The sequence below is a fragment of the Abiotrophia defectiva ATCC 49176 genome (genome assembly GCF_037041345.1).
Lineage (GTDB): Bacteria > Bacillota > Bacilli > Lactobacillales > Aerococcaceae > Abiotrophia.
In genome coordinates this window covers 1,541,494-1,566,431 of the sequence record NZ_CP146287.1, presented here as the reverse complement: position 1 = coordinate 1,566,431, position 24,938 = coordinate 1,541,494, and the positions used below count along the sequence as shown (strand labels likewise).

Here is a 24,938-nt window from a genome sequence, read left to right as displayed (position 1 = left end):
GAAACTATGAAAAGTTCAGTATTAAATGGGATTATCCAACGTTTAGAAGCTATGACCCATACCGAAAGTGATGTAGAAGTACGCCGCTTCGAGATTGAAGGCGTGGAAAAATGCCAAGTTGCTTATGTAAAAGAAAGCGACACCTTTGAACTGACTGACCACCAATCTGGGTCTGTCTTCCAATACGATGACATCGACCTAGTAGCAATCGAAATTTTCGAGATGTTAGGTTAATAAATGAGACAAAGAGGTTAGGGCCATGGCTCCTAGCCTCTTTTAATTTGCTGCTAGCCTCAAGCAGAAGCTTAAGGTTTGATTAAAGCCGACGAAATCAAGGACGAGCGGGTTTTCTTATGCTATAATGGAAGTGATAGACTTTAAAGGAGTAATGTGTGAATGAAACGCTACATAACGCCAAGTTGGACCATTAACTCGGTCTATGATATCCAGCCCCAAGACCTGCTCAAGCGGGGCTATGAGGCGGCTATTATTGACCTAGATAATACCGTCATTGCTTGGAATAACATGAACTATACAGAAGAAATGGCAGACTGGATTAGCCGCATGACGCAAGCCGGTGTTAAGATTTATATCTTATCCAACAATAAGGTGGAGCGAGTTGCTAAAGTCGCTGAGCCACTAGGCATTCCCTACAAGGCCGGCGCACTCAAACCTCGCCGTAAGAATTTTCAGCTGGCTTTGGATGCCTTGGGTACTAGTCAGGCTAATACTATTATGATTGGCGACCAAATCATGACCGATATTATTGGGGCTAACCGAGCTAAAATGGCTAGCATCTTGGTCAAGCCAATCGCTCGCAACGACAACTTCTATACTTGGGCCAACCGGGCTATTGAACGACTTGCGCTTAAGTTAGTTGGCATTAAACGCAAAGGGGACTGGGGGGATCAACTTGACTGAGGAACACTACCAATGTATCGGCTGTGGGGCGACCATTCAGAGTCAGGATTCTGAACAGGCTGGTTATTTACCAGCGTCTGCCTTAGCTAAGGGCTTAGAAAAAGGGCAATTTTACTGCCAACGTTGCTTTAAGTTGCGCCACTACAATGAATTACAAGACCTGCAAATTCCTGACCAAGTCTTCCTAGACAAGCTCAGCGAAATTGCCCATGATGATGCCTTGATTATCAATGTCTTAGATATCTTCGATATCGAAGGCAGTCTAATCCATGGCTTGGCTCGTTTTATTGGCAACCAACCTTTTGTGGTTTTCGGGAATAAATTCGACTTACTACCTAAGGTGACCCGTCAGAATCGAGTCAAGCATTGGCTCAAAGGTATTCTGGCTGACAACGGCCTCTTTCCACAAGATATTATCCTTGGGAGCGCCCATAAGGGCCATACCCTAACCGAACTGCTCGAATTGATTGAAGCCAATATCCATGACCGTAATATTTATATCGTGGGTGTTACCAATGTGGGTAAGTCTACGCTGATTAATCAGCTTCTAGCCCATTATGGTGGAGAGGGGCAGATTATAACGACCTCCAATCATCCAGGTACGACTTTGGATATGATTCATATTCCCTTGACGCCTAATCACGCTATTATTGATACGCCAGGGATTATCCACCGAACCCAACTAGCCCATTATCTGTCTCGGGAGGCCATGCGTAAGCTTTTGCCAAGCAAGCCTTTCAAACCTATGACTTTCCAGCTTAATGCGGGTCAGACCATTTTCTTAGCGGGTGTTGGACGAGTTGATTTTGAAAAAGGGGAACGAACTTCCTTTACCTATTATGTCTCCAAGGATTGCTACCTACACCGCACCAAGTTGGACAAGGCGGATGCCTTCTATGCCCAACACAAAGGTGGCTTACTAAGCCCACCTAGCGAAGAAGAAGCTGCTGATTTCCCTGACCTAGTGGCTAAGGAATTAACCCTCAGTCAAGACCAAGATGTGGCCATCTCAGGTCTAGGTTGGTTCAGCGTGAATCGGCCTGTCCGTGTGACGGTTTGGGTACCCAAAGGGGTAGCAGTGACCGTTCGAGACGCTATTATTTAAGAAAGACAAGAGGAACAAGCAAGTGACATCACTTAACAAGAAACAAGTTAACCATCTTAAAAAGATTGCTCATCACGAAAAACCAATTTTTCAGATGGGCAAAGAAGGTCTAGGCCAAACTTTCCTTGATCAGGTGGATCAGGCCTTGACAAAGCGGGAACTAATTAAGTTTAAGGTCCTGCAGAATAGCGAAGAAGAAATTCGGGAAGTGACGGCAGAGATTGCCTATGCCCTCGATGCCCATGCGGTTCAGGTTATCGGCCACACAGGCGTGCTCTACCGACCTTCTCATATTGCTAAGTATCAGAAATTATCTGCTGATCTTAAGAAAATCAAGTAAGACCATGCCCATACTTGGGCTGACTTAAGCCAATCATTCAAAGAGGTGATCGCATGATGACACAAACGGAAACCCTAGGCAAGACCTTGACTAGCCTGGCTCAAGAAGTGCAGGTTCAGGGGCCTAAACGCATTGGCATACTGGGTGGGGCCTTTAACCCACCACATTTGGGCCATTTGCTACTAGCTGAGCAGGTGGGGAAGGAATTGGAATTAGACGAAGTCTGGTTCATGCCGGTAGCCAAGCGTCACTACGAGCAAGAGGGGACAGATGTGCCCGTCATTCATCGGCTCAAGATGGTACAACTGGCCATTCAGGATAATCCCTTCTTCAAAATTCAGCCTTATGAACTTTTGCACGGGGATAAGTTATTTACAGTCGATACCATGCGTTATTTCCGTCGCCTCTTCCCAGACGCTCAGTTCTATTACCTGATGGGAGCAGACCGAGCCCAGAAATTACATAAATGGCATCAGATTGAGCAATTGGCTGAGCTAGTCCAATTTGTGGCGCAAAAGCCAGTCGGGACGCCTATGCCCGAGACCGAGTGGCCGGTTGATTGGGTAGAAGCCCCAACCTTGCCTGTCAGTTCAACCGATATTCGTTTGCGGGTCTTCTGTGATCAAAGCATTCGCTATCAGGTGCCTGAGGCGGTGGCTGCTTACATTGATGCGCAAGGGCTCTACAAAACGGCCTTTGGTCGAGCATAGGGGGAGGCAGACATGACTTATTGGAATACCAATCGTCAGGCCTTCTTGGATGATTTGGCTCAACGTATCAAGCCCAAACGTTATCAGCACGTTCTGAGGGTGGAGCAGACGGCTATTGAATTGGCTGAACGCTATGGAGCGGATGTCGAAGCAGTCAGCATTGCAGCTTTAGCTCATGACTATGCCAAAGACTTGGACGTGGAGCAGGCGCGTGTTCTGGCTCAGACTTTTTGGCCGCAAGTGGATTTAAGTCAAGAGGGCAGCAACATTCTACATGGTCCTGCCGCAGCTCAAATACTTATGGACTGCTATGGTGTGACTGACCGTCGCATCCTAGAAGCGGTGGCTGGCCACACTGTGGGCTGGTATCAATTTGATTTAATCGGCAAGATTCTTTATCTAGCTGACTACATGGAACCAGGCCGCGATTTTCCAGGAGTTGAAGTAGCTCGGGAACTTGCTGCAACTGATTTGAACGTGGCATGCTGGTACAAAATGAAACGCACATTAACTTATTTAATTGAAAAGGAAAAAACTCTCTTTGATGGAGCGGTAGAAATCTACAACCGCTGGTGCCAAGAGGGAATTTAGGAGGAACCTATGACAAAAACAGCTTTAGAAATTTTAGAACTAGCCGTCCGGGCAGCCGATGACCGTTTAGCCCAAGACATTGTGGCCTTAGATGTGCGCAATGTGACCCCTATCGCTGACTACTTTGTAGTCACACATGCCCGTAACGATAAACAATTGGATGCCATTGTAGACTCCGTCGTAGAGGCAGCCCACAAGGAAGGTCTTGAAGTCAAGAACGTCGAAGGTAAAGACGGTGGTAAGTGGGTTCTGATTGACTTAGTAGAAGTTATTATCCATGTCTTCCATTACACTGAACGCGACCACTACAATTTAGAAAAATTATGGCGTGACGCGCCATTAGTGGATGTCAGCGCATGGGTTAGTGCTCAATGAGCGCCGGTAACTTCAGTCAAATAGCTCATGTCTACGACCACTTCAATGATTTAGAAATCTATGAGCGCTGGTTAGACTTTACATTGACCAGCCGGGATCAAGCGCCAGGCAAGGTTTTAGATGCTGCCTGTGGGACGGGCTGGTTCACTCAGCTTTTGGCCCCTTTCTGTGGCCAAATCTTAGGATTTGACTACGACCCGGCCATGATTAAGGTAGCCCAGGAAGAGCCAGGTAACAGTGAGAATTCTGCCTATCTGGTAGCAGATCTTTTGGACTTGAGTGCCTTAGACCAAGATTATGATCTCATCACATGTTATGCGGACTCTCTTTGTTTCTTGGCCGGTCCTGACCAGGTGGCTAAAGCCTTGAAAGAGTTATTTGGGCGATTGGCTCCAGGAGGGCAACTTTTGTTTGACGTTTGGACACCGCAACAAATTGAGAATTTTGATGGTTTTTCTTACTTTGATAGTGACGACCGCTATGCCTTATTGTGGGATAGTGAGTCGGACTTGGATCAATTAAGTGTCCAACACTATCTGACAGTCTTTGAACAAGTCGGGAGCCATTATCAAAGGACAGACGTCAACTTAGAAGAAAGAACCTATCCCTTAGCTTGGTACCAGTCAGCGCTGAGAGAAGCTGGCTTTAGCCAGGTAGAAGTACTAGTGGACTTCGGCCAGGCCTATTATCAGGAAGGGCAGACGGCTGACCGTTGGTTCTTCCGTGCTAGTAAGTAAAGAGTCAGGAAAGGAGGCTATACCATGGCCCTGATAGGAATTTTGGCGGAGTATAATCCCCTACATCGGGGTCATGCCTACCAACTGGACTGGGTCAAGCAACACTTTCCTCAGGACCAGATTCTGGTTTTGATGAGCGGTAATGTGGTCCAACGCGGTGAGTTTGCCATCATAGACAAATGGCATCGGGCTCAGGCTGCAGTAGCCGCGGGGGCTGATTTAGTGATTGAATTACCGACCCTGGCAAGTTTGCAGTCAGCGGATTACTTTGGTCGACATGGGATGGCTATCTTAGCCAAGTTAGGTGTGGAGCGGATTGTCTTTGGAACAGAAAGTGCCCAGATTGCTCAGCTTAAGGACTTCTTAGCTTGGGAAGCTCAGCATCAGGCTCATATCGACAAGGGCATTCAAGATGCGCTCAAGACTGGGTTAGCCTACCCGGCAGCCTATCAAGTGGCTATTCAGTCTCTGGCTGATTGGTCGGATCTAGCGCCTTGGCAGGCCAATCACCAGCTGGGGCTTCAGTATCTTAAGACACTCGCTCAGCTAGCCCCTGATTGTCAGGTCTTAGGCTTACCTCGCTTGCAGGAAACTGAAGATGGCCAGCCTATACTGAGTGGGTCTGCTATTCGCCAAGCCTTTCGCCAGGGCCAGGAAATAACGGCAGATTTAGCACCTGACCTCCAGGGCCAGCTTAGTCCTGAACTGGATGCACCTTGGTCAGCCTACTGGCCTTACCTGCGCTATCAGTTACTGACCCAACCGCCGGCTTCTCTAGAGCAAATAGCCGGTGTCAAAGAAGGTTTAGCCAATCGCCTTAAGTCTCAAGCTGAGATTAAGGAGAAATGGGAGGACTGGCGTCAAGCTATGATTTCCAAACGTTGGACTCAAGCTGCCATTCAGCGAGTTGCCATGGCCATTCTCTTGCAAATTCCTCAGACGGCAGTGACTGCCTTTAACCGGGAAACGACACCCCAAGCCTTCAGATTGTTAGATGCCTCTCAAGCGGGGCGACCTTGGCTGGGGGCTTGGCGTAAGCGAGAGGATTTAAGTGTCTTTAGCCAATATAAACCTGCTTATGAGAAGGATTATGGCTGGAATTTAGTTGCGGACGCAATCTACCAGTTACGCCCGGGAGGACAGATTCAGTCACAAGTCCAACCTAAACAAGTTCTCAGCTTTCTTTGACAAAAAAATTAGAAAGCTAGGCTGAAAAGGGGCCAGAAACGATTGACAGGACCCTAAAATTTAAGTATAATACAAGAGTCGTTTTAGAGGTGATATTAGATGAAATGGACCTTACGTAAAATTCGCGACCACAAGGAAGAGCTACTCCACTTCGATGTCGAATTGGATGTGGCGGCCAAGGTGCAAGCGATGGAACCGTCAATTCTCCATTTAACTCCCGTTCAAGTAACAGGTTATTTCGTTGCTCATGGACAGGAAATATTCTTGCATTGTACCGCAAGTACAGTGATGACATTGCCATCAACTCGCAGCTTAGAACCTGTGCCGGTTCATTTACAAGTTCCGATTGACGAACGCTATGTGATGCCGGAATATGATGCGAATGCCGATGAGTACGAGGAGACGACAATTGTGCTCGAACACGATTATATCGACCTCGAGTTAGCAGTCATCGATGCCTTACTATTGAATCTCCCAATGCGTGTCGTTGGTGAAGAGGAAGAGACGGCTGCATTACCAAGTGGCAAGGATTGGGCTGTGTTGACGGAGACGGATTATCTAGCAAGTCTAGAACGTCAGTCATCGGAAGCAGGGGACCCACGCTTTGCTAATCTAAGAGCTCTATTAAACGAAGCCAATGCGGATGAGTAATCTTATTCATTCCACAAATTTTTCAGGAGGTGTAAACCATGGCAGTACCAAAGAGAAGAACTTCAAAAGCACGTAAAAACAGACGTCGTACCCATTTCAAATTAGTTGTTCCAGGAATGAACCCTTGTCCTGAGTGTGGTGAATTACGTTTAAGTCACCGTGTATGCTCAAACTGTGGTTACTACGACGGCAAACAAGTCGTAGCCAAGGAAGCTTAATTATAGTAATGTTGAGGAAGTCATCCAATCGGATGGCTTTTTTCTTTTGCCCTTGTCGCTTGCCTAGCAGAGCTGATGTAGGAGCATCCTGCTTGACCTTTATTGACCAAAAGGGTATACTGAGACAGTAGTAATCGGCTCAGAGCCGAATCCGAAGGAGGAAAGGGAATGAACTTAATTCCTACAGTCATTGAACAATCGTCACGTGGCGAACGCGCCTACGATATTTATTCACGACTCTTAAAAGACCGTATTGTCATGTTATCCGGTCCTATTGATGATGCGGTGGCTAACAGTGTAATTGCCCAACTCTTATTCTTGGATGCCCAAGATCCTGACAAGGACATTTATCTCTATATTAATTCACCAGGTGGGAGTGTCTCTGCCGGTTTAGCTATCTTCGATACTATGAACTTCATCAATGCCGATGTACAAACTATCGTAATCGGGATGGCGGCTTCTATGGGGGCTTTCCTTCTAGCGGCAGGGGAAAAGGGCAAACGCTATGCCTTACCTAACGCAGAAGTGATGATTCACCAACCTTTGGGTGGAGCCCAAGGTCAAGCGACCGAAATTGAAATTGCCGCAAAGCATATTTTGAAGACTCGCGATACGCTTAACAAGATTTTGGCCGAACGTACTGGTCAAACCCTTAAGGTTATTGCCCGCGATACAGATCGCGACAACTACATGTCAGCTGAAGAGGCGGTTAAATATGGCCTGGTTGATGCCATCATGACCAATTCTAAGAATCTCAAAAAATAATTTCAAGCAGCGCTTGCCCATTAGGGCAGGCGCTATTTTGTATCTAGGTAGCTGCGTATAGGTTAGGGAAAAGCTAGAGAATTTTTTCGTATTTTCTTGACTTTAGGACTTGAAATTTGCTGAAAACAGGTGTAAGATAATGAAGTAAGCTATTTAAGCTTTACGGGGGTATAGCTCAGTTGGTAGAGCAAATGACTCTTAATCATTGGGTCTAGGGTTCGAGTCCCTATACCCCCATTTTACTCGCCTTTTGCTAGGCGAGTTTTTTTCTTTTTTCAGGCTGAGTTTAGTCTCAGTTTTTTACATTGTAATTCCCTACCATAACTGCTATAATCAAACTCAGTGAGGGGTCCCCTCATGGCAAAAAAACTGCCCAAAAGGAGTCAATAATTGTCGAAAAAATAACCCCTATGGGGGCAACAGGAGCAATGTAATGAATAAAACGCAATACAGCGTGGTTCTCAAAGGCGTTACTAAGTCTTATGATGACCAGCAAGTCTTAAAGTCGATTGATATGGAGCTTGAAAAAGGCAAGTTCTATACCTTATTAGGTCCCTCTGGCTGCGGTAAGACAACTATCTTACGAATTATCGCAGGCTTTTCTTCGGCCACTAGTGGTCAGGTTTATTTGGATGGTGAGCCGGTCACAGACGTGCCTGCCAATCAACGGAAGGTCAATACAGTCTTTCAAGACTATGCCCTCTTCCCTCATATGAATGTTTACGACAATATTGCCTTCGGTCTATCTGTTAAAAAGGTAGATAAGGCAACAATTAAGGAAAAGGTAACGGAAGCCCTCAAGATGGTCCGACTCTCAGGTTATGAGAATCGTGCAATCTCTGAAATGTCTGGGGGTCAGCGCCAACGTGTGGCTATCGCCCGTGCCTTGGTAAATGAGCCAGAAGTGCTCTTGCTAGATGAGCCTCTATCAGCTCTGGACTTGAAGTTACGTACCGATATGCAGTACGAATTGCGTGAACTGCAACGTCGACTAGGCATTACCTTCGTCTTCGTCACTCATGACCAGGAAGAAGCGCTTGCCATGTCCGACTGGATTTTTGTCATGAATAACGGGGAAATTATCCAATCAGGGACCCCAGTAGACATTTACGATGAACCAATTAACCACTATGTTGCCGACTTTATCGGTGAATCTAACATTGTGGATGCCCGCATGATTGAAGATTACCGCGTAGAATTTGTTGGTAAGGTCTTTGACTGTGAGGATGCTGGTATTCCAGCTGGTGAAATGGTTGAGATTGTTATCCGTCCCGAAGATATCGACGTAACCACGCCTGAAAAGGGCAAGCTGATTGCGACCGTCGATACCATGCTTTTCCGTGGCGTCTTCAACGAAGTCATCGCCTATGACGAAGATGGCAACGAGTGGATGATTCATACCACTAAGAAGGTGACCGCTGGGGCCAAAGTAGGTCTCTTCTTTGAACCAGATGCCATCCACGTAATGCGCTTCAATGAGTCGGAAGAAGATTTCGATGCCCGCCTAGAACAGTACGAAGACTAGGAGGGGGCCTATGAACCGCAAGTATAACCATCTCTATGCTATTCCTTATTATCTCTGGCTAGGTCTCTTCGTTATTTTACCCTTGGTCTTAGTTTTGGGTTCTTCCTTCTTTGATATTCATGGGAACTTTACCTTGGCCAACTATGCTGAGTATTTTTCTTCTATTAACTATATCAAGATGACTATGAACTCCTTTATCTATGCTGGGCTCTTGACCATAATTACGCTAGCTCTTAGCTATCCTATGGCCTATCTGCTTAGCAAAACAAAGCACCGTCAGCTCTGGATGCTTTTGGTCTTGCTGCCAACCTGGATTAACCTCTTGCTTAAGGCTTATGCCTTCATCGGCCTCTTGAGTCAGACTGGCTCAGTCAACCAATTCCTGACCTTTATGGGGATTGGACCTAAGCAGTTACTCTTTACCGATGCGGCCTTTCTCTTGGTAGCTGGTTATATCGAATTGCCATTTATGATTATGCCAATTTATAACTCTATTACGGAGATTCCACATTCCTTGATGGAAGCATCTTCAGACTTAGGGGCCTCAAAATGGGCGACCCTTCGTCGCGTTGTCTTCCCACTGTCTATGCCCGGCGTGCGTTCAGGGATTCAGGCGGTCTTTATTCCGTCCTTGTCCCTCTTCATGTTGACTCGTCTCATTGGTGGGAACCGGGTCATTACCTTGGGGACAGCCGTTGAACAACACTTCATGGTCACTCAGAACCGAGGCATGGGTTCCACCATTGGGGTCGTCCTCATGGTGCTCATGGTGCTAGTCATGTACTTAACCCGCGACCGTAAGGATAAGGGGGCTATGACTCATGAATAAGATTTTTAAGTTTTCTAACCTATATCTCTGGTTTATGTTCGCCGTTCTCTACTTGCCAATTTTCTATTTGATTTTCTACTCCTTTAATGCAGGAGGGGATATGAATAGTTTTACTGGCTTTACTTTAGACCACTATACCAAGGTCTTTGGCGATACCCGTCTTATGATTTTCATTCTCAACACCTTCATTTTAGCCCTCTTATCAGCCTTGTTGGCAACAGCCATTGGGACCTTAGGGGCAATTATGATTTATTATTTGAGACAGAAATCTAAGCGCCAGTTAGTACTGAACCTTAACAATATTCTGATGGTAACGCCTGACGTTATGATTGGGGCAAGTTTCCTCATTCTCTTCAGCCTCTTGGCCATTCAATTAGGTTTCTTTAGTGTTCTCTTGGCTCACATTGCCTTCAACGTCCCAATTGTAGTCCTAATGGTACTACCGCGTCTCTATGAAATGAATGATACCATGGTGACGGCTGCTCAGGACTTGGGGGCTAACTACTTCCAAGTCTTGACTCGAGTAGTCTTGCCAAGCATCGCGTCAGGGATTATGGCCGGTTTCTTCATGGCCTTTACCTATTCTCTGGATGACTTTGCAGTCACCTTCTTCTTGGCAGGGAATGGTTTCTCAACCTTATCAGTTGAAATCTACTCGCGTGCACGTCGCGGTATTAGCCTTGAAATCAACGCTATCTCTACTTTGATGTTTATCATGAGTTTGATTTTGGTAATCGCTTATTACTTCATCCAAACAGGGGAACAACGCCGACTCAATCGTATGGCTAAGGCACAGAAGGGAGGCCGTCGCCGTGCGTAAGATTGTTCAAGGGATTCTAGCGATTCTGGCTATTAGTGCTGTCCTCTTCGGTGTTCGGTATCAGTTGGAACATGCAGAGGGCTATACCGGTGACAAGGTCATTAACTTCTATAACTGGGGCGATTATATCGACCCAGAACTACTCAAGGAATTTGAGGCCGAGACAGGCTACAAGGTCATCTATGAGACCTTCGATTCTAACGAGGCCATGATGGCTAAAATCCGTCAAGGTGGGACTCCTTATGATATCACGGTTCCTAGTGAGTACATGATTCAGGAAATGATGAAGGACGGCATGGTCTTGCCTTTGGATCACAGTAAGCTAAGCAACCTACAGCACTTGGATCAACGTTTCTTGAACCTAGACTTCGACCCGGATAACAAGTATTCTGTTCCTTACTTCTGGGGCACCCTTGGAATTGTGTATGACACCAGCAAATACAGCGAAGAAGACTTCCAGTCATGGAATGATCTCTGGCGACCAGAATTGCGTAATGACATTCTGATTTATGATGGCGCACGTGAGGTAATGGGAATTGGCCTCCAATCCTTGGGCTACTCCCTCAATGAAACGGATGACCTAGCGCTTGAGTTGGCGACAGTTAAGCTCAAGCAATTAATGCCAAACATCCGGGCTATGGTGTCGGATGAGATTAAGATGTACCTATCTCAAGGTGAAGCGGGCGTCGGTATTACCTTTTCGGGGGAAGCCAAGACTGCCTTGGAACGTAATCCTAAGTTAGCTTATACAGTACCTAAGGAAGGTTCCAACATCTGGTTTGATAATATTGTTATTCCTAAAACAGCGCGCAATGTAGAAGGTGCCTATGCCTTGATTAACTTCCTCTTGCGCCCCGATGTGGCAGCACGTAATGCCGAGTATATTGGTTACGCAACTCCCAACAAGACTGCGATGGAGCAGTTACCTGAAGATGTAACGCAAGACACGGCTTTCTACCCTGACGATGAGCTCATTGCTCGCTTAGAAGTATATAAGGGCTTGGGGCAAGCCAAACTTGTTGAATACAATGACCATTTCTTAGAGGTCAAGATTGAGGCTAAATAGTGAAAACCAGATTATCGACTCAAATTTTGAGCTTTTTGGTGGTCGGTGGCCTCTCGACACTCATTGATTTTGCTATCGTCTATGGTCTCAATGGTATCCTGGGCTGGCATTATCAGTTAGCAGTCCTCATCGCCTTTGTCCTAGCTACCATCTTCAATTACTGGGCAAGCATGCGTTTCACCTTCGAAAGCAAGTTTAGCCCGGAACAAAAACATCAAGAGTTTTTGCTCTTTCTAATCTTAAGCTTACTGGGTTTAGCTCTTACAGCTGGACTCATGTGGGTGGCAGTCGATGCCATGCATTGGCCGGTCATGCCAGCTAAGGTGGCGGTGACAGCTATTGTCATGGTCTTCAACTTCCTGACTCGCAAACTCTTGCTAGAAAAATAAAGTATCAAGCTGACATCTCAGGATGTCAGCTTTTTTTGTGGGGGAAAGGCTAGGGATTAAGCATACTAAGTTAGTATTTGCGCTAGATGATAATAAAAGTCCTTTTTGTAGATCTATATATAATGAAATACCAATCTAAATTATCACAGTAATTAGCTTCAAATCCCTATAATATAGGATATCTAGCGTATAAGCACGGTAAGGAATATGAGTTCTATATTGTTTTGATTATAGAGTTGATGGTATACTATAGAAATAATAAGTCAGACCCTCCTCTTATCTTGTAAGAAAATAGGCGAGCCAAGACTGAGACAGATCAGACTAGCTCGCTAGCTCTTCCAAGAGGGACGAGGTCTAAGTAGCGATTGCGGAGGCTGGGGGGACCTAGCTTCTTTTTGTATATCGCTCCTTATCTTCTCTTCAAGGAGACGGACGACTAGCTGCTTTTCATGCGGCCAGTTTGGTTCTTATATTAGTTCAAAGGAATGACGCAGCATGTCCATGATTCTCTCTCTTTATCTGACTCTTATGCCAGTCATATTGGCAGGTATTGCTAATATGATATTTTGTAAATCTTCCCTATTAGACTCAGTCAACCAACCCATTGATGCTGGGCGCCTACTAGGGGATGGTCGTCGTCTTTTTGGGGCTAATAAGACCTGGAAGGGCTTCTGGGGGATGGTAGTCTGGGGCTTACTTGCTCAATTAATTTGGTCTTTTTTTCTGGCGCGTCAGCCGGATTTAGAGAAACTCCATTTGATTTATGCTCATTATCCGAATAAGCTGGCAACTAACTTTCCACTGGGTATCCTCTTGGGCTTGGCCTATGTGGTGTTTGAATTACCTAATTCTTATCTCAAGCGTCGCCTAGATATTTCACCGGGTAAGACCGCTAAGGATGCTTGGAAGTATCCTTTTATTTTGCTGGATCAGATTGATTCCTTAATCGGAATTCTCTTGGTCTTACACCTTTATATTTCGTTAGATTGGGCACAAGTCATTGGCCTATTGCTTGTAGGGACATTGACCCACTTAGGAGTTAATCGTCTACTATATCTAGCGAGATTGAGACAAAATCGATTATAGGAGTGATGAAATGGATACACTCTACCAAGCCAAACAGACCCCAAGCTATGGGGGGAAAATTAATCATCTTTTGGATCTGAGGCAGCTCAATCTCCCAGTGCCAAATGGACTTATTCTATCAGCCGAGCAAGTTATGACCTGGCTAGCTGATTGCTGGCCAGAATTAGCAAGCCCAAGACTAGATTGGGACAAGTGGCTCAAGTTAGATCAAAAAGTGGTGCAAGAAAGGTTAGAAAGTCAGAATCTGCCTGCTAAATGGGAGGCAGCTCTGGAGAATTTTATAGAGGACGGTAAGACCTATATTGTTCGCAGTAGTGCTCTCTTGGAGGACCAGGCGACGACTTCTTTTGCCGGTCAATATGACTCGATATCAAATTGCCAGACTATGTCATCAATTACAGCTGGGATTAAAGCTTGCATCTTGTCATTACTTAAACCTCAAGCCCTTGCTTACTGGCATCGCCAAGGGCGATCCTGGCAGGACTTTGGCTTAGCCATTTTGATTCAGGAGCAATGTCAGCCTGATTATAGTGGGGTCTACTTTACCTTGAACCCTGAATCTAATCAAGACCAAGAGATGCTGATCGAATATGTAGCTGGAGCGGGAGAGCAGTTAGTCAGTGGACGCGTGAATCCAAAGCGATTAAGCTTAGCTTGGTATGAACCGGATTTGAAGCTAGCTGCAGCCAGTGGTCTATCCCAAGCCCTACTGGCCAGACTTCATGAACAAGCCATGCTTATTAGCGCCCACTTTGGTCGCCCAATGGATGTCGAGTGGTGTGCCTGCGGTGACCAAGTCTATCTAGTTCAGGCTCGCCCTATGACGACGCTGCCTACTCGAGTCAGCCAAGGACGTTGGACGACAGCTAATTTTCGCGATGGCGGTGTGGCAGCTCAATCCTGCCCTAATCTCATGTGGAGTCTCTACTTTGATGCTTGGCAAGAGTCCTTGTCGAGCTTCTTGGAGGCCATTGACTTAGCCCCTAGTGGTCCTATGCCGGACTTGATGCGCCGGCATCATGCTCGTCCCTACTGGAATTTAGGGGTAGTCAAAGCAGCCATGCAGCAAATTCCTGGTTACATTGAACGGGATTTCGATGATGAGCTAGGGGTTAATAAGGATTACGAGGGTAGAGGATACCGAAGTCAGTTAAGTTTGGGTCTTCTGACACGCTTCATCAAGGTGGCTTGGAAGACACAAAGCCTTACCAAAAAGTTCATGAAAGCAGCCCCTGAAAACTTATCTAACTTACAGGACAACTTTAAGCAGCTAGAGTCCGAGATTGCAAACCTAAGTTACGAGACGCCCTTGGAACAAGTTGAGGCCCTCTGGCGTCAAGTTATTTTAGACTGCTACAGAAAAACGGAGCAGACTTATTTCTGGCAAGCCTACATCAATACGGTCCAGCTCTCCATGCAAAAGACAAGGTTACTCAAATGGTTAAGCCAAGACCAGTTCTTTCAATTGATTGCAGACCTAGGTAATATTTCCCATACCCAGCCTTTAGAAGAAATGCTAGCCTTAGCTAGTATTATTCGAAGTCGGCCGCTGATAAAAAACGATTGGACGCAGCAAACAGTGCCAGGCTTATTAAAACTTGCTCATCAAGAAGGGCAGCGGGATGATTTTAAGGCCTTGGCTGATTTTATGGTTAAGTTTGGTCACCATTCAAGGCGGGAACTGGACTTGAGGGTACCAAGTTACATGGAAGAACCTGAACAAATTTTAGCGCTAATCCAACGCCTAGTGCTTGACGATGCTTATTATGATAAGGCGCAAAAGTCTCTGGTCAGACAGCACAAGCATCAAGGGCTACCTAGTGGCTTGACAGGACGTCAAAGCCGCAAAATTAAGAAGATTGCGAACTCCTTACGTCACTTATTGTGGTGGCGAGAGGAGTTTAAGGATTGCTCAACTCATGCTTACCACCTGATTCGACAAGTCAGCCTGGCTTTGGGTCGAGCCTATCTTAAACAAGGCTACTTAGAGCAAGTGGAAGATATCTTCTATCTAACCAAATGGGATCTCTTAGCCTTCATGAATGACAAAGATAGAAGTATTGACCTACAGCAACTAGTCAACCAGGATCGTCATTATTGCCAGTCCTATGATAAATGTCAGGCTCTAGGAGACTTAACAGAAGGTAATTTCCAACCGCTCCCACAAGGCAGTCAGGAAGCTTACTTGAGTGGCATGCCTGCTAGCAGTGGTCAGGTCACGGGGCGAGTGCGCGTGATTTTAGACTTGGCAGATATAGCTAGCATTCAACCGGGTGAGATTTTAGTGACAGCATATACCGATACGGGTTGGAGCTATGTCTTTGGCATCTTGGGAGGCCTGATTACGGAGACGGGCGGAGTACTCTGTCATGCCTCCATTGTGGCCCGTGAATGTGGTATTCCGGCTCTGGTTTGTGTCCAAGAAGCAAGCAAGAGGCTCAAAACGGGCATGCTAGTCACGCTAGATGCAGAGAAAGGAAAGATTCATCTACATGAAGATTAAAAACTATTTGATTGGAGAGTATGATAAGTCGGTCATACTTACTTACTTGGGAGCAACCTTTGCTTTAGTAGCTATCTATTGGACCTTACAAGGGCAGGTCCGACTAGCCATGATGGCCTTTATCCTTAGTGGAATTTGTGATCTCTTCGACGGTGTAGTGGCTAGACGCTTACCACGGACACCAGAACAGGAACGTTTTGGCATTGAAATTGATTCACTCTGCGACATGATTAGCTTTGCTGCCTTGCCAGCTTTTCTTCTCATGTCTCAGCTAGCCCTTGGACCTGCCAATCTCTTGCCAGCTATTATCTATGTGCTAGCAGCCGTGACGCGCTTGGGCCACTTTAATCGCTTGGCCAAGCATGATGAGGGCAGTGGGCAATATTTCATCGGGGTTCCCGTTACTTATGGCGCCTTGTGCTTTCCCTTAAGCTATCTATTAGGTCAATGGCTGGCGCCTGGACTCTATACTTGGCTTTGGTTGGGATTAGCCTTTCTCTTAAGCGGCCTATTCGTCTGGAATCAGCCCATTCCTAAGCCTAACAAGAAGGCTTATCTGGCTTTTGCCTTATTAGCGATTCTTAGTCTAATCGGGCTTTGGGTATTGCCTTATGGTTAAGGTCTACCAGCGTCAAAGTGGTCGGGTCATAGAGCCTGTGGTCTATCAAGAAGGCTTGGTTAATCGCCTCTACCAGACTAGATGGGGGCGATGGCTCCTCCCTCTGTTGACACGGCCTAGCATCTCCTATCTGCTGACCCTAAGTGATTACTTGCCTTGGTCAAAAGCTAAGGTAAGAAAGTTCCTAGAGACCTATGACCTGTCTCTGGCTGACTACCAAGAGGGGACCTATCCCCACTTTGCAGCCTTTTTCCAGCGAAAAATTCAGCCAGACTTACGCCCTGTCTGTCCAGAAGGGGAAGTATTGGCCGTAGCCGACGCCAAATTACAAGGTTTTGATATTCATGAAGACTTAAGTTTGGTCTTAAAGGGCCAAAGCTATGATTTGGCAGAATTATTGGAAGATGACCAACTAGCGCAGTCCTTCCAAGGTGGGCTAGCCTTAGTATTCCGTCTAGGGGTCGAAGACTTGCATCGCTATTTAGCCATTGAATCTGGGGTAATTACCCATCAGAAAAGCATCAAGGGCAAGTTGCATAGTGTAAGGGAAGTAGCCCAAGCCCAGCGTTTGATTTATCGTGAGAATAGCCGGCATTACTGTCTGATTGAGACAGAAGAGGGGCCAGTTCTCCAGATGGAAATTGGTGCACTGCTAGTCGGTCGAATTTATAACCATCATCAAACTTACCTAGTCAGAGGCCAGGAGAAGGGCTACTTTGGCTTAGGTGGGTCCACTATCGTCGTACTATATCCAGCAAATCGTATTGAGCTGGACCAAGATATTAGATATTACTCAGACTTAGGTATCGAAAGCCAGGTCAGAATGGGTGAAAGGATAGGTGTTAAACATGTTTAAGCGTTTAGCGATTTATTATAAGGAAATGTTTCCGCTGGGGTCGCGTTTTATCGTGGCAGCCATTATGTTTTTCGAGATTTATTTTGTCCTCTTGTTAAATGACGGGGTGACCAGCTTTAATTTCAACCATCAAGAATTGATTGGGATTTTCACCATTTTTGTATTCTTGATGATTTTACGCATTGCAGATGACTTCAAGGACTATGAGACCGACCAACGACTCTTCCCCCATCGGGCTTTGCCGTCAGGGCGGGTCAAGAAAAAGGACTTGGCTATCGCCTTAGCCTTTATCGTCACGGTCTCTGTTATGTTGAATATCTTCTTCATGAATAATATCTTTTGGTTCCTCTTCCTCTATATCTACGGAACCTTGATGTCTTTCTGGTTCTTTAAGCGAGATAAAATTCAGAATTCATTGCCTTTAGCCTTGGTGACCCATAATCCGGTCATGATGATTCTGAATCTTTATACTATTTCCTTCGTATGTTATAAGTACAATCTGCCCCTATTGTCAGTTCCGACCGTCCTCTTGGCCTTCACCATGTACTTCCCAAGCTTGATTTGGGAAGTCTGTCGTAAGATTCGAGCACCAAAAGATGAGACAGAATATGTGACTTACTCCAAGCTCTTCGGTTATAAGAAGGCTACCCGTTTCATCGAAATAGTCACTATTCTGGATATTATGACCAACTTCCTTCTGCTCTGGAATATTTCTCATGTAGGGGTCGTGGTCTTGGTGCTTAATGTTATCTGGATGACGGTTCAGTTCGAACAGTTCATTAAGGACCCAACCCTCTTCAATATCCGGGAAAGAGTTGAGCGTTATACCTATATTACTGAGACCACCATGGTCGTCTCAGTAGCTGTCTACCTCTTGATGGGAGTCTTCTAATGAAACAAGTCTATGATCCCCAGAAAGTGGGAGGGAAAGCCTACCACCTCATGGAAATGACCAAAGCTGGGCTACCAGTTCCTAGTTTTGCTGTCTTTGCCTTTGACTGTTTTGATCAAGCGGACAGCATGGATTTCCTGGCTAGTCAGGAAGCAGCCTATCAGGCGGGTAATCTAAGTTTGGATCAGCTGAGTCAAGAACTACTGGCTTGGGCTAAAGAGAGTTTTGCTAAGGAAGATTTAAGTCCTGTGCTGAGCTGGGCCAAGCAAACTTTCCCATCTGGTCAGGTGCGTTTGGCAGTTCGTTCATCTGCTAGCATTGAAGACGGTGCCGTCTCATCTTTTGCCGGGCAATTTGAAAGCCAGCTAGATGTCCCAATCGACCACTTACCCCAGTCTCTAGAGCATACTTTCTTGTCCCTCTATCAGGTATCCGCTCTAGCTTATCTCTTTAAGCAAGGGATTAGCCTGCCGGAAGCTCAGATGAACTGTTTGGTTCAAGTCATGATTAAGGGAGATTTATCTGGTGTTTATTTTACAGCCAACCCTAAGGGAATTCTCAACGAGCACATTGTGGTTGTGGGACAGGGATTAGGTGATCAAATTGTAGAAGATAAGGTGCCTACTAGCATGGTGACTTATCATCCGGCAGATCAGCTATCCTATACGGAACAAGAGCCAGGCGCCCCAAGTTTAACAACTAGTCAATTAGGGGACCTAGAATCCTTAGCCCAGCAAGCCATGGCGCTTTTTGGCCCCTATCTGGATTTGGAGTTTACCTTCCAAGGAGACCGGCTCTACATCTTACAGGCTCGTCCCATTACTACTTTGCCACAAGGCAAGCAAATCATTCTGGATAATAGTAATATTGTGGAGAGCTATCCAGGTCTCTCTACACCCTTAACTATCAGTTTTATTCAAGAAGCCTATGCGAGTATATTCCGTGGCTTGGCTCAAAGGTTGGTGGGCAAGGAGGCAGCTGAATTGGCTGCCTATGAGCCGACCTTCCAGAATATGCTCTGTCCAGTCAATAGTCGAGTCTACTATCAAATTCAAAGTTGGTACCAGCTTCTGCAATTGTTGCCTTTCTCTAAAAAGATTATTCCTATCTGGCAAGATATGCTGGGTGTGAGGGAGACGGAAGTACCGGCCATGCCGGTCCATCTCTCGCCTTGGAAACGACTTAAGATTATGGGCCGAATCGTGCGTGAGTTTTTCACTGCGCCTAAGCAAATGGCCCAGCTAGAACAGGAATTCATCCGGATTCAAGCAGTCTTTCAAGAGCGCTTCTCGCCAGATGCGGATTTAGAGCAGTTGATAGCTCTAGTTGTACAGCTTAAGGATGAGATTCTAGCACATTGGGATATTACCTTGATTAATGATCTTTATGCCTTTGTCTATACGGGTTTATTGAAAAAGTCGCGTCATGGACAAGATGTTCAGGCAGAAATCGCCGGTATTGAACAGATTGAAAGTATGCGGCCGGCGCTAGCCCTTCAGGACTTAGTTGAGGAGCTCAAGCATCCCAAGAACCAAGCTCTTCGTCAGACACTAGAAAATGAAGATGCAGCAGACTTTTTAAATCGACAAGATCCCTTAGTAGCCAAGATCCTAGATTTTATCCAAGAATTTGGTGACCGGGCACCCGAAGAACTGAAACTAGAAACACCGACCTTCCGTACCCATCCACAAGGCCTCTTATCCTTGTTGGTTCAAATGTGCCAGCAAGACGCTCCTGACCTAAAAGCCTCAAGTGCCGCAAGCAATCGACCAAGGAGTTGGTGGACGAGCTTTTTACGCCGTCGCGCTATGACTGGCGTTAAGTACCGAGAAAGCTCAAGACTAAATCGGACACGGATTTATGGGATGATGCGGATGATTTTTCGAGCCATTGGGGCGCAACTTGCCAAGCAAGGCTATTTAGAGACAGAAGAAGACATCTTCTATCTGACCAAGGAAGAAATCTTTGAATTGGCCAGACAGCCACACTCAGTATCGGACCTGATTTCAGAAAGACGTGCCAAGCTAGCGGGTGACAGGACCTTACCAAACTTCAGCCGCTATGTTTTCTTGGGTCAAGTATTTGAGAAGTTTGTGCGATTTTCAGGGCAGGCACGTAGCCAATTGAGTCGGGCAGAACACCTTCAAGGGATTGGTTGCTCGCCTGGTCGAGTTAAGGGCCAAGTGCTAGTAGTGGACGATGTTCAAGCCATTGAATCTGCTCAAGGTAAGATTATGGTAACCAGAATGACAGATCCAGGGTGGGTCTATCTCTTAACTCAAGCCCAAGGGGTCATCGCTGAGCAAGGATCCCTCCTGTCTCATACAGCCATTATTTCGCGTGAGCTAGGCATTCCATCAGTTGTGAATGTGCGGGGTGCTACGCAATTGCTGAAAAGTGGGGATTGGATTGAGATGGATGGCTTAAGCGGCCAAGTAACCATTTTGGAGGAGGCGGACCATGCTGACCATTAAAGCTGTGCAGCCTCATTCGCCGGAGCTAGTCGACTTTCTAGCCTTGCCGCAGAAACTTTACGGAAAGGGGCACTTAATGCAGTCACCTGAAGAGGAAGAAAGTCTGATTAGTGGGACCCATCCACTTAGCCCGGAAATAGAAGTGAGAGCCTTTGTCGGTTACCAAGACCAGCAAGTTCAGATTCGAGGCTTGCTGACTTATTATCCAGTCGATGGCACTTGCTTCTTAGGCTATTTTGAGTCCTTAGATGATGTGGACATGACCAAGCAGTTTATAGCTTACATAGCTGAACAGGCCCGCAACTTAGGGGCTGAAAAACTCATTGGCCCTGTTCAGGCTAGTTTTTGGTTAGGCTATCGCATGCAGCTATCTGGCCATGAGGACTTACCTTTTACTGGCGAGCCCCATCAGCCGGCTTATTACCCCAAGCTCTGGGAGGCAGCGGGATTCAAACTGACCGAAAGCTATCTGTCTAATTTCTATCCTAAGGTAAGTCCCACTACCCAGGAAGCCAAACTAGCTAAGCGTTATGAGGCTGCCTTAGCAGCAGGGATTAAGATTCGATCCCCCCACAAGTCGGATTGGACTGAGGTGTCCTTACAAGTGTTTGAACTCTTGAATCGACTTTACCGAGATTTTCCTATTTACCGTTCCTTGCAGGGGAGGCAATTTAGTGCTATCTTCGAGAAGTATCGTTATATTCTGGATTTTTCTATGGTTAAGGTGGCCTATCAGGAGGAAAAGCTAGTGGGTTTTCTGATTACCATGCCAGACTATGGAGCCTTGGTTTATCAAAAGTTAAATTTATTTACTTTAGCCAAATTGCTTTGGATTAAGCATCGAGCCAAACGCTACATCATACTCTACCTAGGAGTAGATCCACAGTATTTGGGTTTGGGGTCAGCATTGAGCTATCCAATTTTTAAGCAAGCTCAAGCCAGAGGGGCTTCTGCCGTTGGCGCCTTAATACATCAGCATACACTGACACGTCACTATGCTGCTGACTTACAGGGAACTAGCCATACTTATGGACTCTATCAACTCTTACTATAAAAAAGCTCGCACTTGGGATAAGTGCGAGCTTTTTACATGGTTTTAAATAGAGGGACTAGGATTTCTGAGATTTAAGGCTTTTCGTCACTAACCGCATCAATTGATGGGCAAAAGCCAGGTTCACCACCATGAAAATTAGCCCTAGCAAGGTCCAGATTAGGAGGCTTAGGAGGCTATAGTTCGTTTGATCGATTACTTGCTTGATAATCAAGATGCTGGGGGGAAGCAGCACTAGGCTGCTAGCTAGGGCAGGAATATATTTTCTAATCAGGATGCTTTGGATCAGGTGGATGAGGAGATGCAGGCTGAAGGCTATAAAGGCTCCCAACCAGACCAGATAGTTAGCAAAATACAGGCTAGCGCCGGTGATGATAATCACCACTAGATACTCCTCTAAGACTGCCACTGCAAAGCCTGAAGGGGAAAAGTGCTCATAGGCAGCTGCAATTCTAGGGTACTTGTCTAAAATCGCTTGATTTTTGTCCAGCCATGGACCAAAGCCAATGATTTCTTCCATCTCATGTAGCATAAAAATGACGGGAAATAACCACAAAAGATTTTCCATAATTTGCTTCCTCCCTCAGCTTTTACATTTGCATTATAGCGCTTCAAGACCAGTATTTCAATCATACTGCATGTATAAAATAGACAGCTAGATTAGACTTTGGGTCGTAAGATGAGAATCGCATAAGATTAGTTGTTTTCTCATCAGATATGAGCTAAAATGTAAGGCTAAAGACTTGTTTCTGAGCACCGTTTGCGGTACACTATGCGTGAGAATACGTATACATAGAAAGAGAGAGGAATATTGTGACAGATTTAAATCCAAATCAGGCGGTGGGATTGGCTACCAAAGCAGTCAGAACGGTTGATTTTGATCAAGAATTTGCCTATGACGGACCTTTAGGTGCCTTCTACACACCACAATCAACACGTTTTATCGTTTGGGCACCAACGGCTAAGAGTGTGACCGTTGAAATTTATGAATCCAACCAGCCAGATAGCAACTTAGCTAGTGCTCACGTCATGCGACGTGGTGAACGCGGTACTTGGGTGATCGAGATTTTAGGGGACTTGCACTTAACTGCCTACACTTACCTATTAGACCATGGTTCATTAGGCCTTAAACGCAGCCAAGACCCTTATGCCATTGCGGCAGTGGTTAATGGTGACCGCAGTGTGGTGGTCAACCCAGCAGCCACTCAAGTGGAGGGCTTTGACCGTATGCCGTCTTTTGGCAAGGCGACCGATGCTATTATCTACGAACTCAATGTCCGCGACTTCTCAGTAGCGGAAGATTCGGGCATTTCAGCTAAAGGTAAGTTCTTAGGGCTTGCCGAAGCAGGCACTCATACCTCTAATGGCCAAATTACTGGCTTAGACTATCTTAAGTCGCTGGGCTTTACCCATTTGCAATTATTACCAATTTATGATTACGCGACAGTAGATGAGACAGAAGCCAAACCAACAGCCTACAACTGGGGCTATGATCCTAAGAACTACAATGTGCCAGAAGGCTCCTATGCGACGGATCCTTATAATCCGCTTAGCCGGATTTTAGAACTCAAGCAAACCATTAAGACCCTTCACGACAATGGTATGCGCGTCATTATGGACGTGGTCTATAATCACGTTTATCAGTTTGACTTGCAAGCCTTCCAGAAGATTGTACCAGGTTATTTCTTCCGTTATGACCAGGCAGGTAACTTGTCTAATGGGACGGGGGTCGGCAACGATACCGCTTCTGAACGCTATATGATGCGCCGCTATATCTTGGATTCCATCCTTTACTGGACACGAGAATTCAAATTAGATGGCTTCCGCTTCGACTTAATGGGGATTCATGACGTTGAAACCATGTTGGCCGTACGTCAAGCCCTGAATGAAATTGATCCTTCCATTATCGTTTTAGGCGAGGGTTGGAATCTGGGAACCATGTTGCCTTATGAAGATAAGGCTGCCCAACACAATGCCTACCGTATGCCTGGAGTGGCTCACTTTAACGATTCCATTCGTAATGCCCTCAAAGGCGGTAACTTCAACAAGCAAGAAGGCGGCTATGTCAATGGACGTCCTGATTTAGAAAAGTTAGTGGCTCAGAACCTCTTAGTAGGGATTCCTAACTCGGCTTATGCTAGTCCGGACCAAGTCGTCCACTATGTTGAGGCCCACGATGACTTAACCCTTTATGACAAGTTGTGTTACACTCATCCGCATGATTCTGAAGAAGTTCGTGTTCGTCGAGCCTTAATGGCGACCAGTTTGGTCCTCTTGGCGCAAGGGATTCCCTTCATTCATGCTGGTCAAGAATTCTTAAGAACCAAGAGACTGATAGACAATACCTACAATGCACCGGATGAAATCAACCAATTTGACTGGAACCGAGTAGCGGATCATCAAGAGACGGTGGATTATGTCCGCGGCTTAATCAAGTTACGTAAGAGCTCACCACTCTTCCGCCAAAACTCTTATGATGAAATTCTCAACTCCTTGGCTGTCTATCAGTTACATGATGGCGTCATTGCCTACCAATTGGAAGATGAGAATTCTGCTTATTTCGTTATGATTAATGCTAATGATTGGCGCATGCCGATCACCTATCTGCCACATGGTCTCTACCGCAAGGTAATCGTCGACTATACGGCACCATTGGAAGAAGGCCAAGTCTTCGACCTTAATGGTCACTACGAAATGCCAGGCCTGTCTGTGACCGTCTTGGAACGCGTTGAGAAGGCATAATAAGTACACAAATCAATCCGACCACTTAAGTGGTCGGATTTTTGTTTGTCAGCATGCAAAAAAGAGCCGCCAGAGCGACTCCAAAGATTCTTTAAGTTAGCCTTCTACAGGGAAGAGATCTAGAATTTGACCGGTGTAAATATCGCAGACGAATTGATAGTGAACCAATTGTTCCCCTTCATAGCGGCTAATGCCCCCAATATAAACTTGAGGTTGGCTTTCTAATTCAGGGTATTCAACCGGAACATAGTGAATCCAAGAACCTTCAATCGGTCCTTGTTTAGCAAATTCAGCCTTAACTTCGGCTAGGACCCGGCTCGGGCGTTTAGGTTGGGATTCCAAGTAAAAGAGGGTCCCAGCCACGCCGACAATGGCGCCGGTTAAGAGTAGGAGGCCACCGATGAGGCCTTTACGTGGAGTAGATGACATAGTATTTTTCCTTCTTTCATAGGCATGGTGCGCGCTCCATCAGGGAGCGGTAGGTG

General features: G+C 46.0%; 27 protein-coding genes and 1 tRNA gene. 26 read left to right on the top strand and 2 right to left on the bottom strand.

The features are described 5' to 3' along the window. Window positions 1-6 precede the first annotated feature (6 nt). The 25 genes from V7R82_RS07310 to V7R82_RS07190 all read left to right on the top strand — a co-directional run bounded on the left by V7R82_RS07310 (window position 7) and on the right by V7R82_RS07190 (window position 21,714). Window positions 7-234, top strand: coding sequence for a YkuJ family protein (locus tag V7R82_RS07310; protein WP_023391144.1), 228 nt, complete (start codon window positions 7-9; stop codon window positions 232-234). Between the two features lie 162 nt (window positions 235-396). Further along, the gene (locus V7R82_RS07305) at window positions 397-921 is read left to right on the top strand and encodes a YqeG family HAD IIIA-type phosphatase (RefSeq protein ID WP_291429209.1); all 525 of its coding nucleotides are present in this window, start codon (window positions 397-399) and stop codon (window positions 919-921) included. Then, window positions 914-2,026, top strand: a complete 1,113-nt coding sequence (gene yqeH, locus V7R82_RS07300; protein ID WP_311464841.1) for a ribosome biogenesis GTPase YqeH — start codon at window positions 914-916, stop codon at window positions 2,024-2,026. The genes V7R82_RS07305 and yqeH overlap by 8 nt, the downstream gene beginning before the upstream one ends. A 22-nt stretch (window positions 2,027-2,048) precedes the next feature. Continuing rightward, the gene (gene yhbY, locus V7R82_RS07295; protein WP_306486100.1) at window positions 2,049-2,366 is read left to right on the top strand and encodes a ribosome assembly RNA-binding protein YhbY; all 318 of its coding nucleotides are present in this window, start codon (window positions 2,049-2,051) and stop codon (window positions 2,364-2,366) included. A 53-nt stretch (window positions 2,367-2,419) separates the two neighbouring features. Beyond that, window positions 2,420-3,076: a nicotinate-nucleotide adenylyltransferase gene (nadD, locus tag V7R82_RS07290; protein ID WP_291453852.1), complete on the top strand. Its 657-nt coding sequence runs from the start codon at window positions 2,420-2,422 to the stop codon at window positions 3,074-3,076. A 12-nt stretch (window positions 3,077-3,088) separates the two neighbouring features. Next, the gene (gene yqeK / locus V7R82_RS07285; RefSeq protein WP_070756551.1) at window positions 3,089-3,667 is read left to right on the top strand and encodes a bis(5'-nucleosyl)-tetraphosphatase (symmetrical) YqeK; all 579 of its coding nucleotides are present in this window, start codon (window positions 3,089-3,091) and stop codon (window positions 3,665-3,667) included. A gap of 9 nt (window positions 3,668-3,676) precedes the next feature. Next, window positions 3,677-4,042, top strand: coding sequence for a ribosome silencing factor (gene rsfS, locus V7R82_RS07280; RefSeq protein ID WP_070756552.1), 366 nt, complete (start codon window positions 3,677-3,679; stop codon window positions 4,040-4,042). Beyond that, window positions 4,039-4,779: a class I SAM-dependent methyltransferase gene (locus V7R82_RS07275; protein ID WP_338542188.1), complete on the top strand. Its 741-nt coding sequence runs from the start codon at window positions 4,039-4,041 to the stop codon at window positions 4,777-4,779. The genes rsfS and V7R82_RS07275 overlap by 4 nt, the downstream gene beginning before the upstream one ends. Before the next feature lie 24 nt (window positions 4,780-4,803). Next, a complete protein-coding gene (locus tag V7R82_RS07270) occupies window positions 4,804-5,967 on the top strand; it encodes a nucleotidyltransferase family protein (RefSeq protein ID WP_338542186.1) in 1,164 nt (387 codons plus the stop codon). Window positions 5,968-6,066: 99 nt separating this feature from the next. Continuing rightward, window positions 6,067-6,618: a YceD family protein gene (locus tag V7R82_RS07265; protein ID WP_070756555.1), complete on the top strand. Its 552-nt coding sequence runs from the start codon at window positions 6,067-6,069 to the stop codon at window positions 6,616-6,618. Window positions 6,619-6,656: 38 nt separating this feature from the next. After that, on the top strand, window positions 6,657-6,836 hold the full coding sequence (gene rpmF, locus V7R82_RS07260) for a 50S ribosomal protein L32 (RefSeq protein ID WP_083316332.1): 180 nt from the start codon (window positions 6,657-6,659) through the stop codon (window positions 6,834-6,836). Between the two features lie 168 nt (window positions 6,837-7,004). After that, window positions 7,005-7,601: an ATP-dependent Clp endopeptidase proteolytic subunit ClpP gene (gene clpP / locus V7R82_RS07255; protein ID WP_023391133.1), complete on the top strand. Its 597-nt coding sequence runs from the start codon at window positions 7,005-7,007 to the stop codon at window positions 7,599-7,601. A gap of 164 nt (window positions 7,602-7,765) precedes the next feature. Next, window positions 7,766-7,838: transfer RNA gene (locus V7R82_RS07250), tRNA-Lys, on the top strand. Window positions 7,839-8,034: 196 nt separating this feature from the next. Continuing rightward, complete coding sequence (locus V7R82_RS07245; RefSeq protein WP_070756556.1) at window positions 8,035-9,126, top strand: ABC transporter ATP-binding protein; 1,092 nt, start codon at window positions 8,035-8,037, stop codon at window positions 9,124-9,126. Window positions 9,127-9,136: 10 nt separating this feature from the next. Further along, entirely contained in the window at window positions 9,137-9,955 is an 819-nt protein-coding gene (locus V7R82_RS07240) for an ABC transporter permease (RefSeq protein WP_023391131.1), read from the top strand. Beyond that, window positions 9,948-10,775 carry an ABC transporter permease gene (locus V7R82_RS07235; protein WP_338542185.1) on the top strand — a complete coding sequence of 276 codons (828 nt, stop codon included), beginning with the start codon at window positions 9,948-9,950 and terminating at the stop codon, window positions 10,773-10,775. Before V7R82_RS07240 ends, V7R82_RS07235 begins: the two co-directional genes overlap by 8 nt. After that, window positions 10,768-11,841, top strand: a complete 1,074-nt coding sequence (locus V7R82_RS07230; RefSeq protein WP_070756558.1) for an ABC transporter substrate-binding protein — start codon at window positions 10,768-10,770, stop codon at window positions 11,839-11,841. Before V7R82_RS07235 ends, V7R82_RS07230 begins: the two co-directional genes overlap by 8 nt. After that, entirely contained in the window at window positions 11,841-12,230 is a 390-nt protein-coding gene (locus V7R82_RS07225; RefSeq protein ID WP_180363300.1) for a GtrA family protein, read from the top strand. Before V7R82_RS07230 ends, V7R82_RS07225 begins: the two co-directional genes overlap by 1 nt. Before the next feature lie 495 nt (window positions 12,231-12,725). After that, complete coding sequence (locus V7R82_RS07220; RefSeq protein WP_338542184.1) at window positions 12,726-13,316, top strand: CDP-archaeol synthase; 591 nt, start codon at window positions 12,726-12,728, stop codon at window positions 13,314-13,316. Between the two features lie 10 nt (window positions 13,317-13,326). Then, entirely contained in the window at window positions 13,327-15,819 is a 2,493-nt protein-coding gene (locus V7R82_RS07215) for a PEP/pyruvate-binding domain-containing protein (RefSeq protein ID WP_291427865.1), read from the top strand. Beyond that, on the top strand, window positions 15,809-16,438 hold the full coding sequence (locus V7R82_RS07210; RefSeq protein WP_291427863.1) for a CDP-alcohol phosphatidyltransferase family protein: 630 nt from the start codon (window positions 15,809-15,811) through the stop codon (window positions 16,436-16,438). Before V7R82_RS07215 ends, V7R82_RS07210 begins: the two co-directional genes overlap by 11 nt. Next, window positions 16,431-17,294: a phosphatidylserine decarboxylase gene (locus V7R82_RS07205; RefSeq protein WP_338542183.1), complete on the top strand. Its 864-nt coding sequence runs from the start codon at window positions 16,431-16,433 to the stop codon at window positions 17,292-17,294. Before V7R82_RS07210 ends, V7R82_RS07205 begins: the two co-directional genes overlap by 8 nt. Beyond that, window positions 17,287-18,186, top strand: coding sequence for a UbiA family prenyltransferase (locus V7R82_RS07200; protein WP_291427859.1), 900 nt, complete (start codon window positions 17,287-17,289; stop codon window positions 18,184-18,186). The genes V7R82_RS07205 and V7R82_RS07200 overlap by 8 nt, the downstream gene beginning before the upstream one ends. Beyond that, window positions 18,186-20,660: a phosphoenolpyruvate synthase gene (locus V7R82_RS07195; protein ID WP_338542182.1), complete on the top strand. Its 2,475-nt coding sequence runs from the start codon at window positions 18,186-18,188 to the stop codon at window positions 20,658-20,660. The genes V7R82_RS07200 and V7R82_RS07195 overlap by 1 nt, the downstream gene beginning before the upstream one ends. Continuing rightward, window positions 20,647-21,714, top strand: a complete 1,068-nt coding sequence (locus V7R82_RS07190) for a hypothetical protein (RefSeq protein ID WP_291427855.1) — start codon at window positions 20,647-20,649, stop codon at window positions 21,712-21,714. Before V7R82_RS07195 ends, V7R82_RS07190 begins: the two co-directional genes overlap by 14 nt. A gap of 55 nt (window positions 21,715-21,769) precedes the next feature. Here the strand turns inward: V7R82_RS07190 and V7R82_RS07185 are convergent, their stop codons facing one another. Then, complete coding sequence (locus V7R82_RS07185) at window positions 21,770-22,279, bottom strand: HXXEE domain-containing protein (protein ID WP_291427853.1); 510 nt, start codon at window positions 22,277-22,279, stop codon at window positions 21,770-21,772. Between the two features lie 245 nt (window positions 22,280-22,524). Between V7R82_RS07185 and pulA the strand changes: the two genes are divergently transcribed. Then, entirely contained in the window at window positions 22,525-24,453 is a 1,929-nt protein-coding gene (gene pulA / locus V7R82_RS07180; protein WP_291427851.1) for a type I pullulanase, read from the top strand. 96 nt (window positions 24,454-24,549) lie between these two features. Here pulA and V7R82_RS07175 read toward each other — a convergent pair whose 3' ends face one another. Further along, window positions 24,550-24,882, bottom strand: coding sequence for a hypothetical protein (locus tag V7R82_RS07175; protein WP_268444765.1), 333 nt, complete (start codon window positions 24,880-24,882; stop codon window positions 24,550-24,552). Window positions 24,883-24,938: the final 56 nt, after the last annotated feature.

Coding starts and splice junctions, on each gene's coding strand:
- V7R82_RS07215 (WP_291427865.1), top strand. CDS start 13,327: ATGGATACACTCTACCAAGCCAAACAGACCCCAAGCTATGGGGGGAAA.
- V7R82_RS07200 (WP_291427859.1), top strand. CDS start 17,287: ATGTTTAAGCGTTTAGCGATTTATTATAAGGAAATGTTTCCGCTGGGG.
- V7R82_RS07195 (WP_338542182.1), top strand. CDS start 18,186: ATGAAACAAGTCTATGATCCCCAGAAAGTGGGAGGGAAAGCCTACCAC.
- rsfS (WP_070756552.1), top strand. CDS start 3,677: ATGACAAAAACAGCTTTAGAAATTTTAGAACTAGCCGTCCGGGCAGCC.
- V7R82_RS07185 (WP_291427853.1), bottom strand. CDS start 22,279: ATGGAAAATCTTTTGTGGTTATTTCCCGTCATTTTTATGCTACATGAG.
- V7R82_RS07210 (WP_291427863.1), top strand. CDS start 15,809: ATGAAGATTAAAAACTATTTGATTGGAGAGTATGATAAGTCGGTCATA.
- yqeK (WP_070756551.1), top strand. CDS start 3,089: ATGACTTATTGGAATACCAATCGTCAGGCCTTCTTGGATGATTTGGCT.
- V7R82_RS07310 (WP_023391144.1), top strand. CDS start 7: ATGAAAAGTTCAGTATTAAATGGGATTATCCAACGTTTAGAAGCTATG.
- V7R82_RS07265 (WP_070756555.1), top strand. CDS start 6,067: ATGAAATGGACCTTACGTAAAATTCGCGACCACAAGGAAGAGCTACTC.
- clpP (WP_023391133.1), top strand. CDS start 7,005: ATGAACTTAATTCCTACAGTCATTGAACAATCGTCACGTGGCGAACGC.
- V7R82_RS07245 (WP_070756556.1), top strand. CDS start 8,035: ATGAATAAAACGCAATACAGCGTGGTTCTCAAAGGCGTTACTAAGTCT.
- V7R82_RS07240 (WP_023391131.1), top strand. CDS start 9,137: ATGAACCGCAAGTATAACCATCTCTATGCTATTCCTTATTATCTCTGG.
- V7R82_RS07270 (WP_338542186.1), top strand. CDS start 4,804: ATGGCCCTGATAGGAATTTTGGCGGAGTATAATCCCCTACATCGGGGT.
- nadD (WP_291453852.1), top strand. CDS start 2,420: ATGATGACACAAACGGAAACCCTAGGCAAGACCTTGACTAGCCTGGCT.
- V7R82_RS07235 (WP_338542185.1), top strand. CDS start 9,948: ATGAATAAGATTTTTAAGTTTTCTAACCTATATCTCTGGTTTATGTTC.
- V7R82_RS07305 (WP_291429209.1), top strand. CDS start 397: ATGAAACGCTACATAACGCCAAGTTGGACCATTAACTCGGTCTATGAT.
- V7R82_RS07190 (WP_291427855.1), top strand. CDS start 20,647: ATGCTGACCATTAAAGCTGTGCAGCCTCATTCGCCGGAGCTAGTCGAC.
- V7R82_RS07275 (WP_338542188.1), top strand. CDS start 4,039: ATGAGCGCCGGTAACTTCAGTCAAATAGCTCATGTCTACGACCACTTC.
- V7R82_RS07205 (WP_338542183.1), top strand. CDS start 16,431: ATGGTTAAGGTCTACCAGCGTCAAAGTGGTCGGGTCATAGAGCCTGTG.
- V7R82_RS07220 (WP_338542184.1), top strand. CDS start 12,726: ATGTCCATGATTCTCTCTCTTTATCTGACTCTTATGCCAGTCATATTG.
- V7R82_RS07175 (WP_268444765.1), bottom strand. CDS start 24,882: ATGTCATCTACTCCACGTAAAGGCCTCATCGGTGGCCTCCTACTCTTA.
- rpmF (WP_083316332.1), top strand. CDS start 6,657: ATGGCAGTACCAAAGAGAAGAACTTCAAAAGCACGTAAAAACAGACGT.